The organism is Thiomicrospira cyclica ALM1, from assembly GCF_000214825.1.
Taxonomy (GTDB): Bacteria; Pseudomonadota; Gammaproteobacteria; order Thiomicrospirales; family Thiomicrospiraceae; genus Thiomicrospira; species Thiomicrospira cyclica.
This window is the reverse complement of record NC_015581.1, coordinates 1766043-1784370: the sequence shown is the minus strand read 5'-3', so window position 1 is coordinate 1784370 and position 18328 is coordinate 1766043. Positions and strand designations below refer to the sequence as shown.

Below are 18328 nucleotides of genomic sequence, written 5' to 3'. Positions count from 1 at the left end.
AAGACCTGATCGGCAGAGTTCGGGAAATTAACAATAACTCAAAACGTATTATTAACTAAGGGGAATCCAAAAATGGATACAGCAATAGCTAAACCTAAGTACGACGATAGTGTTGTCAAGTATTTGACTGTCATGGCCGTGGTATTTTTGGTACTCGGTACCTCTATGGGTACTATGGCGGCTTCACAGCTTGCTTGGCCAGCGTTAAATTTTGATATCGCTGAAATAACGTTTGCACGTCTTCGTGTTATGCACACTAATACGGTAATTTTTGCTTTTGGTGGTATGACGTTGATGGCAACTGCCTTCTACACGGTTCAGCGTACCAATGGCGTTAAATTATTTAGTAATGGCACGGCATGGACAATGGCCATTGTGTATACGATTGCATTGGTGCTTGGTGTTATATCTTTATCAATGGGGATGACCCAAGGTAAGGAATACCATGAGCTAATCTGGCCAATCGATATTGTCATTGCAGCGGTTTGGCTAATGTTTACCTTCAACTTTATTATGACTATTGCTTCACGTAATAAGCAAACGCATTCACACGTGTATGTCTCTAACTGGTTCTTTATGGGTATGATGATCATGATCACTTATCTGTATGTTGTGAATGGTCTAGCTATCCCTGTATCTCTATTCACCTCCTACTCTATTTTTAGTGGTGTTCAAGATGCCATGATTCAATGGTGGTGGGGTCATAATGCGGTTGGTTTCTTCTTGACGGCTGGTTTCCTGGCGATTATGTACTACTTTGTACCTAAGCAAGCGCAGCGTCCAATCTATTCATACCGCCTTTCGGTTATCCACTTTTGGGCATTGATGTTTGGTTATGTGTGGTTAGGTGCTCACCACCTTCAATATACCGCATTGCCAGACTGGACAGGCTCGTTAGGTGCCGCTATTTCTCTAGCGATGATCATTCCTTCATGGGGTGGTGCATTGAACGGTATGTTGACTCTGTCAGGTGCTTGGGATCGTCTACGTACGGACTACATTCTTCGCTTCCTAATTATGGCTTTAGCTTTCTATGCCATGGCGACGTTTGAGGGGCCGGTAATGGCATCTAAAACAGTGAACGCACTTTCTCACTACACTGACTGGACTATCGGTCACGTTCACTCCGGTGCACTTGGCTGGGTTGCGATGGTATCCATTGGGGCTATCTATCATATGGTCATGAAGTTGTGGAATACTGAAATGTATTCGATGAAGTTAATTAACTTCCACTTCTGGTTGGCCACAATTGGTACTGTGCTATATATCGTAGCTATGTGGGTATCTGGCATCATGCAAGGTCTAATGTGGCGTGCCTACGATGAATATGGCATGTTGGCATACTCTTTTGTTGAATCTGTTGCAGCTATGCATCCTTACTATGTGATGCGTACTATGGGCGGCATTCTGTTTACTTCTGGTGCGGCATTGATGTTATTCAACGTCATTATGACCGTTAGAATGGCGAAAGCGCGTCAGAGCGCAGGCCAAAATGTGGCTGCAGCAACAGCGTAATTAATAGTGTAATTTCGCCACCAATTTTGGTGGCGGTAATGAATTGAGTTGAGGAGAAGAACTCATGGCAAGAGGTGTCGGTGGTGAAGACAAACCCAAGAACCTACAAGACCGATTTGAGCGAAATATTTTTGCGCTAATGATTGCGACTGCTTTTGCAGTGTCAATTGCCGGTATCGTTCAGATCGTTCCATTGTTTTATTTGAAGTCAGCAGTTGACTACACGGAGAAGGTTGACCAGTTTGGTAACATTAAGAATGAAAAGTTCCCAGAGCTTGTGTGGCAGCGTGAATTCGTAATGGATGAAAATGGTCGGGTAGTATTGGCTCCTGGTAGTGAGAATAAGCGCCTAATCTTCAAGCGTGAAGATGGTAGTTGGGGATCTGATTGGAAGGCGGGCGATGGTGTGCGTCCTTACACACCATTAGAGTTGGCTGGACGTGATATTTACCTTCGCGAAGGTTGCTATATCTGTCACTCTCAGATGATTCGTCCATTCCGTGATGAGCGTGAACGTTATGGTCATTTTTCATTGGCAACCGAGTCAATTTATGACCATCCTTTTCAGTGGGGCTCAAAGCGTACGGGCCCAGATCTGGCACGTGTAGGGGGCAAGTATTCTGATGAGTGGCATATTATGCACCTTATTCGCCCAAAGGACATGATTCCTGAGTCAATCATGCCAGCTTACCCATGGCTTGCTGAAAGAAGTATTGAAGGTTATTTCTTTGGTATGACCCGTGACATGCAGGCTCGTTTGCGTGCCATGCGTCGCATTGGTGTGCCATACACTGATGACGAAATCGAAATGGCGCAAGAGCATGTAAAAGGTAAAACTGAAATGGATGCCATTGTCGCTTATATGCAAGTCTTAGGCACAATGGTTACACTAGACGATAGTAAGGTTTACCGTGAGTAATCTTCAAAGCTACTTCAGTACGGACTGGTCAGCTATGACCGGTCACGACTGGGCAGGGCTCATCGTAACCATTGTGATCTTTTTTGGCTTAGCTTATGCCTTTTGGTGGGCACTGCGTCCAAGTAAGAAAAAAGAGTTAGAAGAACAAAAGTTTAAAGTATTAGACGAAGATTGACGTATTCTGAGGAGAATAGGGATGACACAACATAATCCATGGCCAGATGAAGGAAATACTGGGCACATTTGGGATGATGACATCCGCGAATTGGACAATCCACCACCCTTATGGTGGATGTTAGCCTTTTATGCGGGTTTCGTTGCTATCATTTTTTACGTGATTTATTACCCGGCGATTCCATGGGTTAGCTCACATTCTAAAGGGGTCGCTGGTTGGACTCAGATAGAAGAGTACCATCAAGATTTTCAGGTTTTGAATGACTGGCGCCAGCGAACCTTTGCAGCGGAAGAAGAGCAGTTGCGTGCATTAGATGTCACTGAAATTATTCAAGACGACAACCTTCGTGCCTATGCGATTAATACGTCAAGAGTTATATTCTCTGACTACTGTATGGCCTGCCATGGCGCCGAGGGTTCAGGTAACCCAAACTTTCCAATCCTAGCAAATGACGATTGGTTGTGGGGTGGTTCAGTTAAAGCAATTGAAGCGGCGATGATCAATGGTCGTGTTGGTAATATGCCAGCACGCGGTATGATGGGTAATCTTACCGATGAAGAGGTGATTGAAGTTGCTAAATACTCAATCGCTCTGTCTGAAGGTAATCCAGAGGCTGAAGAATTTGCGGTTGGCAAAGCCTTGTATAATGGTAAGGGTATGTGTATGGCTTGCCATGGCCCTGCTGGTAAGCCGCTAGCTCCAAATGGTGCCGCGAACCTGGCTAATGAAATTAACCGCTTCCAAGGTGTGCCTGATAACCTGCAAGCCAGTCGCATAGATTCTTATATTCACACAATCAAATATGGTGTAAACGTTCGCGATGGTGGTGCATATTTAGCAAATACCCGCCGTGCAGAAATGCCTTCTTTTAAAGAACGTTTACCTGATGCGGAAGTGAACATTAAGCGTTTAGCAGTCTATGTTCATTCTTTGGGCGGTGGTGAGTGATTTTAGCTGTTGTTCTAAAGAGGAGATTATTATGAACGAGTTAAATAATGATTGGGTGCTTTGGGCATCAATATTGAGTGTTGCAATTACGTTAATTACATTTTTAGCTTTTGGGTGGAAAATGTTTAAGCGACTCGATAATAAGAAGTAAAAAATGGGCCTACGGGCCCATTTTTGTTAATGGCGCTTTATAAAAAATTTTGTATGTTTTGTTATGCCTCAACTGAGTACAATATGGCAAAACATAGGGGTAACTGATGTCAGAGCATAACAAAGAAGCGTATCGTCCTAATATTCACACAGGATCAGTGCTGGATGATGTTTCGGTACAGTCCAAAACATTGGATGATATTGGTGTTGAAATTTTACCAATTCATGCAGGGGGGACGATACACGCTAAGCGGATTCCAGGCCGATTTCGTACTCTAAAGTGGATTGCGGCATCTTTCTGGTTGTTATTATTCTTTGGCCCTTACTTACGCTGGGATGGTCGTCAGGCAGTTCTTTGGGACATTGGTAATCGACAATTCCATATTTTTGGCATCACAGTTTTGCCACAAGATATTTGGCTACTTGCGATGATATTGTTGTTTTTTGCGCTGTTTCTGGCCGCTGCAACGGCCATTGCTGGGCGAGTTTGGTGTGGCTTTTTCTGTTTTCATACTGTGTGGGTTGATGTTTATACCTGGCTTGAAGAAAAGCTAGAAGGTAAACCTGCTAAGCGTATTAAGATGGATGCGGCACCCTTTAGCATGCAAAAACTCAAAGTTAAGTTACCAAAGCACTTAATTTGGTTGTTTATTGCCTTTATGACCGGTTTTAGTTTTGTGGCTTACTTTACGGATGCTTTTCAGTTATGGATTAGACTTTTTTATTTCCAACTTGGTTATTATGAATTTGCGATAATTGCAGTTTTAATGGTTTTAACTTACTTGATTGCTGGCTTTATGCGGGAACAAGTTTGTATTGGATTTTGTCCCTATTCTCGAATCCAAGGTGCAATGACCGATACGGAAACGGTATTACCAACCTATGATCGAGACCGTGGTGAACCTCGAGGACGTCAGCGTCGAGTAAAATCGGGTGAAGAAGCAGAGCCTTTAGGCGATTGTATTGATTGTCGTATGTGTGTTGATGTTTGCCCAACAGGGGTTGATATTCGTTTAGGACAGCAGTTTGGTTGTATTACCTGTGGGTTGTGCATAGACGCCTGTGACGAGATTATGACGAAAGTGAATAAGCCGAAGGGTTTAATTCGCTATGCGGCACTTAATGAATTTGCTGGAAAGGCATTGCCGCCGATTTGGCGACGTCCGCGGGTAGTTGTTTATTCTTCTATTATGGGTATTGCGGCGGCTGCGCTCTTATGGGGCTTAATGAATATGTCGCCAATGGATGTGACGGTGTTGAAGGCACGTGCACCCTTATTCGTTCAAATGAGTGATGGTTCCATTCAAAACCGTTATGACGTAAAAGTCGTTAATAAAACCAATGATGTTATGCGTGCGCAGGTTGAGGTGTTTGGACATGATGACTTGCTCGCATTACCCGACAGGGTCGCCGAGGTGGATCCTGGTAATGTTGCAACGATAGGTTTATTTATTCGTATTCCACGCAGTGAAGTAACCCAGGTTTCAACGCCCATTACTGTTCGCGTGACGGATCTAAATAATCCGAGTACGGTTGTAAATTACCAAGCGGTATTTCACGGTCCCGCTCAATAGTACTTTGTAATACAAGAGAAAATAAGATGACAAAGAAGATTGATAAACGCGATTGGAGCAAACCTTGGAAAAACCCAATCGTTTTAATGTGGTTTGGTGTACTAATGGCAGTATTAATGACTAACTTTTTCATGGTCGGTATGGCGATTTCAACAAATCCAGGACTGGTCATTGACAATGCCTATGAGCGTGGTAAAAACCATGCCTCTATCATAGCGCATCGCCAAGAAATGGAGCGAATGGGTTGGCAATTACGCGTTGATATGCCGGTATTAACCGTTGGCAAGTCGGAACGCGTTACGCTGGATATTTTAGATCGAGATAACCGGCCATTTGATGTCGATTCTGCAACTCTCTACTTTTATCGCCCATCCGACAGAAATCTTGATGGCGAACTCGTTTTTCAATCAGCCGGCGCGTCAGGTCAGTATCTTGCTGACTTCGAGTTACCGGTTAAGGGTAAGTGGGATTTAATCGTCGAAGTTGTAAAAGGTGATAAACATTACAGCATAGGCCGCTCAATTATGGTTCAGTCTGACTCCTAATTCATGTCAGGTTGTTATCATTGCGGACAGGCGATTCCACCTGGTGAAAAGGTGGTTCGGTCTATTGAGGGTCACGAACGTGATTTTTGTTGTCACGGGTGTGGCTCTGTCTGTGAAACCATTCATGCCGCTGGCTTAGCCAGCTTTTATAAATTATCTCCCGACACGCAACGCCCTGTTGCTCCCGATCTTAAGCAACTAGCCTCCGCTGACTTTTACGATTATGACGAAGTTCAAGCCGACTTTATTAAGCAAAAAGGAAAGCAGCGCGAAGTCACACTTATGTCTGACTCCATTCACTGTGCCGCCTGTATCTGGCTCATTGAACATTCACTTGCCAAGGTCGAGGGTATTAGTTATGCCAACGTTAACTTTACTAACAAGCAAATAAAACTTCGTTGGGATCAACAGCAGGTTAAGTTATCAACTATTCTCAAGGAACTCGCCAGAATTGGTTACGAGGCGCGTCCCTATGATGCTGCTGAGAGTGAGCAGGCTTATCGCAAAGCAAATCGAGATTTGCTTTACCGCATAGGTTTTGCTGGTTTTGCCTTGATGAACTCGATGTGGTTTTCTGTTGCGCTCTATACCGGTGCACAGGATGATTCGGCGTATCGTATCTATTTCTATTGGATGTTGTTTTTTCTAGCTGGGGTTACGCTGGTTTACTCTGCTCAGCCGTTTTTAAAAGGCGCCTGGCAAGGTTTAAAAGCCAAAACCTTGGGTATGGATTTTTCGATAACACTGGGACTACTGGTTACTTTTATCTATTCAACCTGGGTGATGCTTCATCCAGAGGAGTTTGGTCGTGCCTTCTTTGGCACGGTTATAGATTTAACCTTCTTACTATTGATTGGCCGTTATCTAGAAGCGATATCTAAAAATCGAGCCCTAGATGCCACAAAACGTTTAATGGACTTGCAACCTAAAATGGCTCGCAAATGGCTTGAGGGTGAGGAGCAGATTACACCGGTTAGTCGATTAAAGCTCGGCGATTTTGTGCGGGTTAAACCTGGGGAAAAGTTTCCGGTTGATGGACTGGTTGTGGTCGGGCAGGGCAGTGTCAATGAATCTATGTTAAGTGGTGAGTCACGTGAAGTCTACAAGCAACCGGGTGACCAGGTAGCGGCAGGTACTATTAACCTAGATGGCAGTTTAGAAGTTCGAGTAGAAGCCACGCTCGCAGACACCAAGCTAGGACAAATCATTCATCTGGTATCCGATGCGCAAGGCTCTAAAGCCGGTATTCAATGCACCGCTGAAAAAATTATGCCTTGGTTTGTAACCGTGACGGTATCTCTAGCCGTTGCGGCCTTTGTGTTTTGGTATTGGCAAGCCGGTATCGAGGTAGCGGTTTTGGCAGGTACTGCAGTGCTAATTATCACCTGTCCCTGTGCTCTTGGTCTCGCCACGCCGATGGCTATGGCCGTTGCGGCGGGGGTGTCAGCCAAAAATGGTATTTTGATCAAAAATACCGTGGTACTAGAAACCTTGAATGAGGTCGATCATATTGTCTTTGATAAAACCGGAACCTTAACGCAAGGCAAGATGGCGTGGGTTGACCAGGCCTGGTTAGCCGATATCGATGTTACTGAAGTAGTCAGCGTAATGGCTAAAATCGAGCAGCAATCTGAGCATAGTTTGGCACAAGCGATTATGGATTATGCTAATCAGCATGCGCCACAGTGGAATCGACAAATCTTGTGTGACGATTTTAAAGCCTGGCCAGGTCAGGGAGTGTCGGCAAGGGTACAGCAGCAGGCCTGGTATTTAGGGACTCAAAAATGGCTTGAAGCGCAAGGCTTGGTCTGCCCAGAACAACTCATTACACATTCAGAGCAACAGGCTCAGATGGGTCGCACGAGTATGTGGGTGGCGCGAGATCAACAGGTGTTGGGTGTGGTGTTTATTGAAGATCAGCTTCGTCCCGATGCGATTCTTTTAATCCAGCGTTTAAAAGCGCGAGGAAAAGCGTTAACCATTTTAAGTGGCGATCGCTATGAAGTCGCTCAAGCCGTTGCGAAACAGCTGGGCGGTATGAATGTCATCGCTGAGGTTATGCCGGAAGATAAAAGCCAAGTTATTGCGGATTTGCAAGCACAGGGGCAACAGGTGGCTATGGTCGGTGATGGCATTAATGATGCACCGGCACTCAGTCGTGCCAATGTAGGTATTGCCATGGGTAGTGGTACAGATGTGTCGATGGATTCAGCCGATATTGTGCTACTACACAGTCGCCTGTTGGCGATTGATACGGCCTTTGATTTAGCGAAGAGAACCCTCAAAACGGTAAAAGAAAACATCGCGATATCAATCGCTTATAATATTACGATGGTGCCTTTAGCTATGGCCGCTATGTTGACCCCAATAATCGCCTCGATTACTATGCCATTGAGCGGTTTAGTGGTGATACTTAATGCCATGCGGATTAGGCGCTTTTACAAGGATGGTCAGCCACGCAACCCACGCTTTGTTGGGGATAGCGTGACTGACATAAAGCAAGAGGTGTAATTTGGAAATTATTTATATCACCATCCCCTTGGTATTGGTTGTTGGTGCTTTAGTGGTAGCGGTCTTTATCTTGATGGCAAAAAGTGGTCAATTTGACGATATGGATGGCGCGGCCCATCGAATGTTAATGGAAGAAGATGTTTCCGCTGATGCGCAGGAAGCCGCTGGTGGTAAGAAAGTGGTTATGCCGGGTGACCCAAAAAAGAACTCTCAGTCCTAAGCGCGCCAGAAGCTGCGGGTTAGAATAACCAATAGCGTAAAGATTTCTAAACGCCCCAGCAGCATTGACAGCGTTAAGATCCATTTTTGCGGGTCATTGATCTGCCCAAAGTTATCAGCAACTTCACCTAAACCGGGCCCTAGATTGTTTAAGGTCGCCGCTGTGGCTGAAAATGCGGTAACTTGATCCATACCAAATGCCATCAGTAGTAATAGAATGACCGCAAAGGTGGCAACATAGAGTGCAAAGAAACCCCAAACAGACGACATAACCCGTTCTGAAATAGCCCTTCCATTCAATTTCACGGGCATGAGTGCATTCGGATGCATTAATCGTTGCACCTCGCGCACCCCCTGTTTCAATAACAGCAAGAAGCGAATAACCTTAATCCCGCCGCCGGTTGAACCGGCACTGCCGCCAATAAAGCTCATCAGAATCAACATGACGGGTAAAAAACCTGGCCAGGTTGCAAAGTCGGCATTCCCAAAGCCCGTTGTGGTTGCAATCGACACGGTCATGAAGCTTCCGTAGCGCAAGGCTTCGCCCCAGCTTGGGTAAACTGCTTGCCAATACAAGTAGCCCGTGCTTATTAAAATACCAATAATTAACACACTGGTGTAGGTCTTAAATTCAGGGTCGGTAATGTAGGTACGCACCTCTAGGGTACGAAAAGCCCGAAAATGCAGGGCAAAGTTTGCGCCAGCTAGAAACATAAAAAATATCGCAATCGCTTCAATTAGAGCACTGTCAAAATAGCCCATACTGGCATCGTGGGTTGAGAAGCCACCAATAGCAACGGTTGAAAAGCTGTGTCCAATCGCATCAAACCAATTCATCCCGGCGAGTTTATAGGCCGCGGCACAAGCAACGGTGAGCGCGACATAAATAAGCCAGAGGGTCTTAGCCGTTTCTGAAATACGCGGGGCGATTTTATTATCCTTGGTTGGCCCCGGCATTTCAGCACGATACAGCTGCATCCCCCCAATGCCCAGCATCGGCAGAATGGCTACGGCTAATACGATAATCCCCATCCCGCCTAGCCATTGTAATTGTTGGCGATACCATAAAATCGCATGTGGCATGGTATCCAGACCGCTTAATATAGTCGCACCTGTGGTGGTCAAGCCAGAAAAGGATTCAAAAACGGCATCGGTAATACTGATTGGAACCTCTTCTTCGAGCACCAGCGGGAGCGCCCCCACCAATCCAAGTGCGGTCCAAAACATCACCACCACAATAAAGCCATCTCGAATTTTGAGTTCGCGTCTTTCCCGGCGATTAGGATACCAGAGCAGCAGGCCTGCTAATAGAGTGATAACCAAGGCTGATGCAAACGCCCAATGCGCGCCATCTTGGTAAATGAGCGCAATGATGATCGGAGGCACAAGGGTCACGCTATACACCATCAGCAGTAAACCCAAAATTTTGATAATCATTGAGTTTTGCATGCTTAGCGCAACCAGCCTCGTTTTTGTTCGGGCGAAAAAAGCTCCGCAATCTGTTGGGTGCGACTACGATCGGTTAAAAATAAAATGACATGATCTTCGGCTTCAATAACCAAGTCTCGATGCGCCAGCATCACCTCGTTATCACGAATAATACAACCAATGGTAATGTCTTGTGGCCAGTCGACATCAATTAGGCGTTTGCCAATAATCTTTGAGGAGTTTTCACTGCCATGGACAATAACCTCCATCGCCTCTGCTGTACCTCTCCTCAGCGTAAACGCTTTTACGGTATCACCCTTACGCATATAGTGCAGTAGGTTATTGGTCGTGATGCGATCGGCTGAAATGGCAATATCAATGGAGTTAAGGTGAATTAGATCCAAGTAAGACTGGTTGTTCACTAACGCAATAACGCGTTTGACGCCCAGCTTTTTAGCCAGCATGGAAGAGATAATGTTGGCCTCATCTTGATTGGTGACCGCGATGAAAAGATCAATCTCATCAATATTTTCTTCAATTAGTAGATCCTTATCTGCCACATCGCCATTAATTATGATGGCGCGATCGAGAACTTCGGCAATTTCTCTGGCTCGCGTGATATTGTGCTCAATAATTTTGACTTGATGGCTGTTCTCGAGTTGTTTGGCTAAGTTAAAACCAATGTGCCCGCCCCCGGCAATCATGATATTGCGTGCACGTTTTTGTTTTTCACGCCGAAACTCTTCTACGATTTGAGAAATATCGTGTGGTTCGGCCATAAAAAACACCTCATCGCCAACCCGAATGGTCACATCCCCAGTCGGCATAACGACCTCATCATGGCGGTAAATCGCGACAATTCGAAAGCGCAATCGGCTTGGTAAATGGTGCTTCAGCTCTGATATTTTTTTACCGACGAGTGGACCACCGTTGTGTGCACGCATGGCGACAAGGCGTACTCGGCCATCAGCAAAATCAATGACTTGTAAAGAGCCTGGGTAGGCGATGAGTTGCAAGATATAGTTGGTAACCAAACCTTCCGGACTAATCAAAACATCAATAGGTATCGCATTGTCGTTAAGCGTTTTATCAAACAGCTCCGCGTGCTCAAGATAACTATTGCCGCGAACGCGGGCAATTTTAGTGACGCTTTTTTGCAGAATATGCGCAATTTGGCAGGCGCAAATATTGGTTTCATCGTTTTGCGTTGCCGCGATTAATAAGTCAGCGGTTTCTAAACCGGCTTGAATCAAAATGTCTGGATGGGACGCATGGCCATGTATGGTGCGAATATCAAGCCTATCTTGCAGGCGTTGTAGATGACTATTGTCTAAATCAACAAGGGTAATGTCGTTATCGTCGGTCACTAATAGTTCGGCAAGAGAGGAGCCAACTTGACCAGCGCCTAGGATGATTATGTTCATTTGTGAGGTTTCCTACAAAGGATCTTTTGGATCGATGTCGAGGCTCTTAAGTTTTCGGTAGAGGTGGGTTCGCTCTAAGCCAGCCATTTTAGCAGCTTCGCTAACGTTGCCTTGGGTTTCAAGTAGTAGTTTTTTCAAATACTGCGCTTCAAATATCTCTTTCGCCTGCTTAAGTGGAACGCCGGTATCAATTTGTACTTCATTATAGTGTTGCAGATGTTTCTCGGTCAACATTTGCTGAATTTCAGCCGGTGTTAATTGGTGGGTTTGGCCAAAAATGAGTAGTCGTTGCACTAGGTTTTTTAATTCCCGAATGTTACCAGGCCAGGTGTGTTGTTGTAATACCGCATAATCATCCGGGCTAAACTCTCGTTTGGGCAGGCCTTCTTGGGATACCGCTTGTTCGACAAAATGTGTGACTAGGTCAGGAATATCCTCTAAATGCTGGCGCAGTGGTGGTACTTGAATGGGCATAACATTAAGGCGTTTAAATAGGTCTTCCCGAAATTGTCCTTGCTCAACCAGGGGCGCCAAGTCCTGTTGTGTTGTGCACAAAACGCGCAGGTCTAGTTTGGTCAATTTTTGCGACTGGCTGTCTTGTTGATTGGGTGCAAAGATCAACTGGGCTAAAAAATTTTGTGCCTCGCTACTGAGCTGGTCTAGATGAGAAACCACTAAGCTCCCGCCTTTTAGTGGATCAAGTAAGCTAGGTTGCTCGCTATTGAGTTGCCAATCGGCTAAGTTTGCGGATAACTCCAAGGCATGGACTTCGGTAATTCGTGCTTGGTGGCGGGTCGAGTGGTTGTGGAGTGCTTTTGCAAACAAGTGCTTTCCAACACCGGCCTCGCCATTAATCAGCACGGGCATCGTATATTTTGCCAGACGCGCAATGGTATCGCGTAATTCACGAATGACCTTACTTTTGCCTATCGGCATGATGTTTTGTGGCTGTTGACGTCGCCATGCGGTGTTTTCGGATTTTAGGCGATTATGCTCGAACGCCCGCTCCGCGGTTAAGATCACTTTCGCTAAAGAAAGGGGTTTTTCTAAAAAATCATAGGCGCCATGTCGAGTGGCCTCCATCGCAGTTTCAATTGTGCCGTGTCCAGACATCATTATGACAGTGGTATGCTCTAGCCATTGATCATGTGCCATATTTTTTAGAAGTGTAAGCCCATCGGTGTCAGGCATCCAAATATCTAAAAAAATGACATCGGGGCGATGCTCTTGCCAAAGTTGTTGTCCTTGCGTGCCATTGCTGGCTAAAAATACGTCATAGCCTTCTTCGTCAAAAATTTCTTTCATTAATAGACGAATGTCTTTTTCATCATCAATAATTAGCAATGTTCCAGGCATCAAAGAGCGTCCTTTTTGTGGCGATGAAAGCAAATAATAAACTCAGTGCCTTGTTCATTGGTTTTGAGTTCAATTTGAGCTTGGTGTTCTTCAACAATTTTTTTTACGATGGCTAACCCCAGCCCGGTGCCCTTTGGTTTATTTGTCGCATAGGGTTCAAACACCCAATTATCTGCCGCATTAGGTATGCCAGGTCCGTTATCTTGTACTGATAAACAGATACGTTCAGGGTTATTTGCAGCCGTTGTACTGATTGTCACCAGTGGGCTTGGTTGCTCTGCTAGTGCCTCAATTGCGTTTTTAACCAGGTTATGAAGCATTTGGCGAATACGATTGGCATCTACAGATACCCTAATGTCCCCTTTGTAGAGGTTCAACTCAAGGCAGTTAGCGGGTAAGCTGGTTTGATAGAGAATAGCAATTTCCTGAACCAAATCGTTTAGGTTGGTATCGGCTAAGTTTAAGTCCGGTGTATGGGCATAATCAATAAATGCTTGCACAAGACTTTGCATACTTTGCACCTGCTGTGTAATGGTTTGGGTCATCCGTTGCAACAAGGCTTGGTCGTTTTCATCGAGTTTTGGCATCAGTTTAAATGCCAAACGTTCCGCACTCAACTGGATAGGCGTAAGTGGGTTTTTTATTTCATGCGCTAAACGTCGCGCTACATCACCCCAAGCGGCATGTAATTGGGCTTGCACTAAATCGGTAATGTCATCGAGTACCAACACATAACCGGCTAGTTGGTGATCCAGGGTAGTCAAGCTTGCGCCTTGGACGCGTAAAATACGTTGTTCATTGTCGATTTGAAGCGAAACCTCAAATGCCCAGGGCTGGTGGTCTTTGTAAAGTGTCTTATCATCGGTTTGTTGCGGTTTTTGTAATTTATTAATAAGCCGCTTAATCAGTGGTGCCAAATGAGGATCTTGAATTTCATTAAAAACCTCACTAAATACTTGTCCTGTCAGCGGGTGATGATGGAGTTTGAGAATATCTATGGCACGATTGTTAAAGGTACGCAACCGTCGTTGGGTATCAAAAGTGATCACGCCATTGGTCAGGTTGCGGATAACCGCTTGAAAGTAGAGTTTCTGTAATTCGGTTTGTTGATGGTTAAGCTTAATATCATTACGCGCTTTAGCCACTTGTTGCGTCATAACATTAAACGATTGGATCAGGCGACCAAATTCATCATTGCGCTCGATAGGCATAACAGTCGTGTAGTCGCCATCGGCGACTCGCTGGGTACTTTGGATCAGTTGTCGAATGGGGCGCGTTAGATTTTGAACCGCTTGAATCGTAAAAAGAATCGTACTGACAAGGGTTCCTAAAACAACCAAAAACAACAGCAGGCTAAAACTGGTTTTTAGGGGTTGGCGTAGGTAATTGAGCTCCTGATACTGGCTTTCAGCGAGTCGAACGGATTCGGCATAACGGGTGATATAATCTGGCACGGTAAAAATGGCCTGTAGCGCAAAGGTTTGATTTAAAAAGGGATCAATAACCGGTACGAGTACGCGAATAATGTCTTGTTCATTATTCAATTGTGTTTCTAATGCCGCGTAGTTATTGCGCTGACGTACCTGTTGCAGTAAGTTGTCAGCAGGGCGCTCTGGTAGGATGGTTAAACCAAAGGCATTACTAAAAGCGATCAATTGTCCATTGCTTTGGTAAAGAGAAACCTCTTGGGCATTTAGCGTTTCGCGTAGATCATTAATGCTAAACGCGGGTCGCTGAATTAAGGCTTCTCGAAAGCGCTCCTCAGTGCGCAAAGTCGCATTAAGATGGTCGCGCGTGGCATTGTCTAAATTACTTCTAACCAGTGCACTCGCATCACTTAAGGCTTCTTCGGTTTTTAAGTCAAACCATTGGTCAATGCTCTGGTGAATCACACTGAGCGAAAAATAAAATAAAATCATAATAGGCACGGCGAGTAATAGAGACAGCGTCCCCGACAACTGAACGGTCGTTTGAATGCCCGATTCGCCTCGCCGGTATTGTTGGTACAGTTTGACTAAACTTCGTGCCAATATCGCTAACAAGGCCAAGCTGGCCATCAGGCTGAAAATTAGCAAGGCAAGATAATAAGAAACCAAGTCCGGTGCATGCTGTAATAAATAACGCATCACCGCAAGGGCGCTAATGAGCAGTAGGGTACTCAGTAGAATCCAACCATAACTTCTAAAAAATTGTTGGCTACGTCTGAACACTTAAATTCGTCCTAGTTGAACGGGAACATGGTTCCACCGACTGGCTAAGCGCCAATCGCGATTGAATAAGGCATGGGTTAATAGTGGCGCATTTAATTGCCAATAGTCTACCGAAAATTTTAGTCTAATTTGGTAGTCCAGTCCGGGATGCAGTTGCGACATCGGCAACAATGGAAAGCTCTGCAGTCGAGTTAACGTATTGAGGGCTTGGTTAATGTTTTGAAAATGTCTGACATTGCCATTGCGCTGATTGACTAGCGTGTAGCGTTGATAGAAGCGAGAGTAGCTGAGCTCGGTTAGGTAATCAATCTGGGTAATAACCGGTTGGTGCCAAGCCATTAAGCCCGATTTTTGCTGGCGCACTTCAACTTGAGTTCTAAAATAGACCTTAATGCCCTTATCAATGGCTTCCATCAGGCCTGGTGACAAGAGAATGTCGCCTTGTGCATCCAGAAGTAATTGCCCACCTTGTTGTGATTCATTTAAATGAATAATGGTGATTTCACCCTTTGGTGTCATGGCGCTAGCACTCAATGGCACAGTGACCAGGAAGCAGATGAGCAGGCTGAGCTTAACGTTTTGCCAAAAGTGCATAGTAAAAACCATCCATGCCTGCTTGGCCGGGCAGGATTTGCCAACCGACCTGCGTCGCAGAAGTTAATGCCATCGGTGGCGTAATGGGTACCAGTTGAGCATCCGGGTGTGCTGCCAGAAAGGCGGAAATTTGTTCACTATTTTCTTGTGGCAAAACAGAGCAGGTTGCATAGAGCAAGTGGCCACCGGGCTTAAGTGTTGACCAGAGTTGGTGCAGTAGGCCTGCTTGAATAGGCTGTAGTGCCGCTATATCCTCGGGACGACGATGCAACTTAATATCGGGATGACGCCGAATGATACCCGTCGCCGAGCAGGGCGCATCTAATAAAATTCTGTCAAAAAGTTTCCCATCCCACCAGGTCTCTAAATTTGCGGCATCGGCGGCTTTTAAGTTAGCCTTCAACTGCAGTCGAGCTAAATTTTCGGCGACACGTCTAAGCCGATCAGGGTCTTTATCCAGTGCTAACAGGTCTAGCTTGTTATTCGCGTATTCCAGTAAATGGGTGGTCTTGCCCCCGGGTGCGGCACAAGCATCGAGGATGCGTTCACCGGGTTGTGGCGCTAGTAGAGCGGCGGCTTGTTGAGCTGCAATATCTTGGACGCTAAACCAGCCCTCGCCATAGCCGGGTAAAGTGGTTATATCCGTTGGTTGTTGCAATACTAAACCATCAGGGCTGGCAGGATGCGTCGTAGCGAGGATCTCGGCTTTACCCAGCTGGTCTATAAAATCGTTGATTGGGCATTGGGTGGGGTTAACGCGCAGCGTGATTAACGGGTTACTGTTGTTCGCCGCTAATACCGCTAAATATTCGTCAGGATAGGCCGCTGCTAATTGATCTACCAGCCATTGCGGATGGGCTTGCTCGATCGCCGGTGTATTTGTCAGTTTTGCCAGCACCTCGGTTTGTTCACGAATAAAGCGGCGTAACAGTCCATTCAATAGACCTTTAGCCCATGGTTTTTTTAGTTTTTGCGCCACTTTTAAGGTTTCTGCAACTGCGGCATGACTGGGCGTGTCGAGATACAGGATTTGATAGAGTGCCAGCAAAATTAAACTATTCACATCTTCATCTTTGGCGCGCATTGGTTTGTCGAGCAAGCATTCCCGAATCGCAGTCAGTCGACCGTGCCAGCGTAAACAACCAAAAACTAAGTTTTGGCAAAATGCTCGGTCTCGACGGTCCGCTATTTGAGGCAAAATTTCAGGCATCACCTGACTCAGTGATTTGCCGTGTTGGGTGACTTGTAGTAGCGCTTTGAGTGCCAGGTGACGAGACATTAGCGCAACACCCGTCCCAGCAGGTTACGCGCCTGGGCAAAATCGTAGGCACTCATCGCTTTTTTTCCGGCGGGTTGCACCTGGGTTAATCGGACTTGTCCTTGCCCACAAGCCACATAAAGCCCGTCTTTATCAAGATGGATGATTTCGCCAGGTTGATCGTTCATATGCTCGGTATGCGTGGTGACCACTTCCGCGTTCAGCAGACGTAAAGGTTGCTCATCTAAGAGCGAAAAAGCCATCGGCCAAGGATTAAAGGCATGGATTTGTCGCACCAACTCCTCGGCATGTTGTTGCCAATTCAGCTGTGCTTCGGCCTTGGTTAGCTTTGCGGCATAGCAGGCCTGCACATCATCTTGAACTTCTGGCGTCAAATTAGGTAAATGAGCTAGTGTGGCTAACAAGGCATCTGCTCCCAGTGGGGCTAATTTGTCATGAAGCGTTTGTGCCGTGTCATCAGTATTGATGCTAAGTTCAGCTTTATAGAGCATGGGGCCGGTATCGAGTCCGGCATCCATTTGCATAATGGTAATGCCCGTTATCGCATCACCCGCAGCAATGGCCCGCTGTATCGGTGCCGCACCGCGCCATCGGGGCAATAAGGACGCGTGGATGTTTAAACAACCGAGTTTTGGCGTGGTCAGTACCGCTGGTGGCAGCAGTAAACCGTAAGCCACTACTATCATTAAATCGGCTTGATAGCTGGCAAGGATGGCTTGTGCATCGGTAGTTTTGAGTGATTCGGGTTGCTCAACCGGAAGTTGGTGCACCAGTGCGAGCTGTTTGACCGGGCTGGGTGTCAGTTTGCGTCCGCGACCGGCGGGTCGGTCAGGTTGGGTATAAACCCCAACAACGTCATGCTCAGAGTCGAGCAGGGCTTGTAGCGGTGCGACCGAGAATTCGGGTGTGCCTGCAAACAGAATCCGATAACCCATTAGTCCTGTCCTCGTTCAGCCGCTTGCATTTTCTTAAATTTGTGTAGTAAGCGTGTGCGCTTGAGAGTGGACAAGTGATCGGTAAATAGCACGCCGTTTAAATGGTCAATTTCGTGTTGAATGCAAACCGCAAGTAGATCATCGGCGATCATTTCAGTGTGCTGACCATCGCGATTTAAGCCACGAACTTTAATATGGCGTGGACGTTTAACCTCACCATAAATCCCAGGCAGTGATAAACAGCCTTCTTCCCAACTAATATCGCCTTCGGCGCCAATGATTTCAGGGTTAATCAAGGCGATGGGTTTGGAATTATCTTCACTGACATCAACCACAATAACCCGCTCTTGTACGGCTACTTGTGGCGCGGCTAAGCCAATGCCTGGTGCTTCGTACATGGTATAAAACATATCATCGATCAATCGATCAATACGGTCATTCATTTCCGCCACGGGACGACATTTTTCGCGTAATCCAGTATCCGGATACAAAACAAGCTCGAGTTTTTGCATATTAGTAGTTATACTTAGTTTTTAAATTAAATTT

At 45.9% G+C, this 18328-nt stretch carries 16 protein-coding genes; 8 read left to right on the top strand and 8 right to left on the bottom strand.

What is annotated here, in order from left to right; all coding sequences use genetic code 11:
* Positions 1–72 precede the first annotated feature (72 nt).
* From ccoN to ccoS, 8 genes are all read left to right on the top strand, one after another.
* The gene (gene ccoN / locus THICY_RS07790) at positions 73–1515 is read left to right on the top strand and encodes a cytochrome-c oxidase, cbb3-type subunit I (protein ID WP_013836068.1); all 1443 of its coding nucleotides are present in this window, start codon (positions 73–75) and stop codon (positions 1513–1515) included.
* Positions 1516–1579: 64 nt separating this feature from the next.
* Positions 1580–2434, top strand: a complete 855-nt coding sequence (ccoO, locus tag THICY_RS07785; RefSeq protein WP_013836067.1) for a cytochrome-c oxidase, cbb3-type subunit II — start codon at positions 1580–1582, stop codon at positions 2432–2434.
* Positions 2427–2609 carry a hypothetical protein gene (locus tag THICY_RS07780; RefSeq protein ID WP_041435471.1) on the top strand — a complete coding sequence of 61 codons (183 nt, stop codon included), beginning with the start codon at positions 2427–2429 and terminating at the stop codon, positions 2607–2609. The genes ccoO and THICY_RS07780 overlap by 8 nt, the downstream gene beginning before the upstream one ends.
* Before the next feature lie 21 nt (positions 2610–2630).
* Positions 2631–3557 (top strand): cytochrome-c oxidase, cbb3-type subunit III, encoded by a 927-nt coding sequence (gene ccoP, locus THICY_RS07775; RefSeq protein ID WP_013836065.1) that lies wholly within the window; start codon positions 2631–2633, stop codon positions 3555–3557.
* Between the two features lie 257 nt (positions 3558–3814).
* On the top strand, positions 3815–5281 hold the full coding sequence (ccoG, locus tag THICY_RS07770; protein WP_013836063.1) for a cytochrome c oxidase accessory protein CcoG: 1467 nt from the start codon (positions 3815–3817) through the stop codon (positions 5279–5281).
* 26 nt (positions 5282–5307) lie between these two features.
* Entirely contained in the window at positions 5308–5826 is a 519-nt protein-coding gene (locus tag THICY_RS07765) for a FixH family protein (protein WP_013836062.1), read from the top strand.
* A 3-nt stretch (positions 5827–5829) separates the two neighbouring features.
* The gene (locus tag THICY_RS07760) at positions 5830–8337 is read left to right on the top strand and encodes a heavy metal translocating P-type ATPase (RefSeq protein ID WP_013836061.1); all 2508 of its coding nucleotides are present in this window, start codon (positions 5830–5832) and stop codon (positions 8335–8337) included.
* Between the two features lies 1 nt (position 8338).
* Positions 8339–8557, top strand: a complete 219-nt coding sequence (gene ccoS, locus THICY_RS07755; protein ID WP_013836060.1) for a cbb3-type cytochrome oxidase assembly protein CcoS — start codon at positions 8339–8341, stop codon at positions 8555–8557.
* Here ccoS and THICY_RS07750 read toward each other — a convergent pair.
* Genes THICY_RS07750 through def form a run of 8 tightly spaced genes read right to left on the bottom strand, consistent with a single transcriptional unit; the run spans position 8554 to position 18294 of the window.
* A complete protein-coding gene (locus THICY_RS07750; RefSeq protein ID WP_013836059.1) occupies positions 8554–10005 on the bottom strand; it encodes a TrkH family potassium uptake protein in 1452 nt (483 codons plus the stop codon). The two genes, ccoS and THICY_RS07750, sit on opposite strands and share 4 nt — an antisense overlap.
* A gap of 2 nt (positions 10006–10007) precedes the next feature.
* Positions 10008–11408: a Trk system potassium transporter TrkA gene (gene trkA / locus THICY_RS07745; protein WP_013836058.1), complete on the bottom strand. Its 1401-nt coding sequence runs from the start codon at positions 11406–11408 to the stop codon at positions 10008–10010.
* 12 nt (positions 11409–11420) lie between these two features.
* Positions 11421–12764 (bottom strand): sigma-54-dependent transcriptional regulator, encoded by a 1344-nt coding sequence (locus tag THICY_RS07740; RefSeq protein ID WP_013836057.1) that lies wholly within the window; start codon positions 12762–12764, stop codon positions 11421–11423.
* Positions 12764–14974 (bottom strand): sensor histidine kinase, encoded by a 2211-nt coding sequence (locus THICY_RS07735; RefSeq protein ID WP_013836056.1) that lies wholly within the window; start codon positions 14972–14974, stop codon positions 12764–12766. Before THICY_RS07735 ends, THICY_RS07740 begins: the two co-directional genes overlap by 1 nt.
* Positions 14975–15568: a DUF4390 domain-containing protein gene (locus tag THICY_RS07730; RefSeq protein ID WP_157862736.1), complete on the bottom strand. Its 594-nt coding sequence runs from the start codon at positions 15566–15568 to the stop codon at positions 14975–14977.
* A complete protein-coding gene (gene rsmB / locus THICY_RS07725) occupies positions 15546–16847 on the bottom strand; it encodes a 16S rRNA (cytosine(967)-C(5))-methyltransferase RsmB (RefSeq protein WP_013836054.1) in 1302 nt (433 codons plus the stop codon). The genes THICY_RS07730 and rsmB overlap by 23 nt, the downstream gene beginning before the upstream one ends.
* Positions 16847–17782, bottom strand: a complete 936-nt coding sequence (fmt, locus tag THICY_RS07720; protein ID WP_013836053.1) for a methionyl-tRNA formyltransferase — start codon at positions 17780–17782, stop codon at positions 16847–16849. Before fmt ends, rsmB begins: the two co-directional genes overlap by 1 nt.
* The gene (gene def, locus THICY_RS07715; RefSeq protein ID WP_013836052.1) at positions 17782–18294 is read right to left on the bottom strand and encodes a peptide deformylase; all 513 of its coding nucleotides are present in this window, start codon (positions 18292–18294) and stop codon (positions 17782–17784) included. The genes fmt and def overlap by 1 nt, the downstream gene beginning before the upstream one ends.
* Positions 18295–18328 lie beyond the last annotated feature (34 nt).

What these genes read in the sequence shown, in the direction of transcription:
- ccoN (WP_013836068.1), top strand. Translation starts at nt 73, where the DNA reads ATGGATACAGCAATAGCTAAACCTAAGTACGACGATAGTGTTGTCAAG.
- ccoO (WP_013836067.1), top strand. Translation starts at nt 1,580, where the DNA reads ATGGCAAGAGGTGTCGGTGGTGAAGACAAACCCAAGAACCTACAAGAC.
- ccoP (WP_013836065.1), top strand. Translation starts at nt 2,631, where the DNA reads ATGACACAACATAATCCATGGCCAGATGAAGGAAATACTGGGCACATT.
- ccoG (WP_013836063.1), top strand. Translation starts at nt 3,815, where the DNA reads ATGTCAGAGCATAACAAAGAAGCGTATCGTCCTAATATTCACACAGGA.
- THICY_RS07765 (WP_013836062.1), top strand. Translation starts at nt 5,308, where the DNA reads ATGACAAAGAAGATTGATAAACGCGATTGGAGCAAACCTTGGAAAAAC.
- THICY_RS07760 (WP_013836061.1), top strand. Translation starts at nt 5,830, where the DNA reads ATGTCAGGTTGTTATCATTGCGGACAGGCGATTCCACCTGGTGAAAAG.
- THICY_RS07750 (WP_013836059.1), bottom strand. Translation starts at nt 10,005, where the DNA reads ATGCAAAACTCAATGATTATCAAAATTTTGGGTTTACTGCTGATGGTG.
- trkA (WP_013836058.1), bottom strand. Translation starts at nt 11,408, where the DNA reads ATGAACATAATCATCCTAGGCGCTGGTCAAGTTGGCTCCTCTCTTGCC.
- THICY_RS07740 (WP_013836057.1), bottom strand. Translation starts at nt 12,764, where the DNA reads ATGCCTGGAACATTGCTAATTATTGATGATGAAAAAGACATTCGTCTA.
- THICY_RS07730 (WP_157862736.1), bottom strand. Translation starts at nt 15,568, where the DNA reads ATGCACTTTTGGCAAAACGTTAAGCTCAGCCTGCTCATCTGCTTCCTG.
- rsmB (WP_013836054.1), bottom strand. Translation starts at nt 16,847, where the DNA reads ATGTCTCGTCACCTGGCACTCAAAGCGCTACTACAAGTCACCCAACAC.
- fmt (WP_013836053.1), bottom strand. Translation starts at nt 17,782, where the DNA reads ATGGGTTATCGGATTCTGTTTGCAGGCACACCCGAATTCTCGGTCGCA.
- def (WP_013836052.1), bottom strand. Translation starts at nt 18,294, where the DNA reads ATGCAAAAACTCGAGCTTGTTTTGTATCCGGATACTGGATTACGCGAA.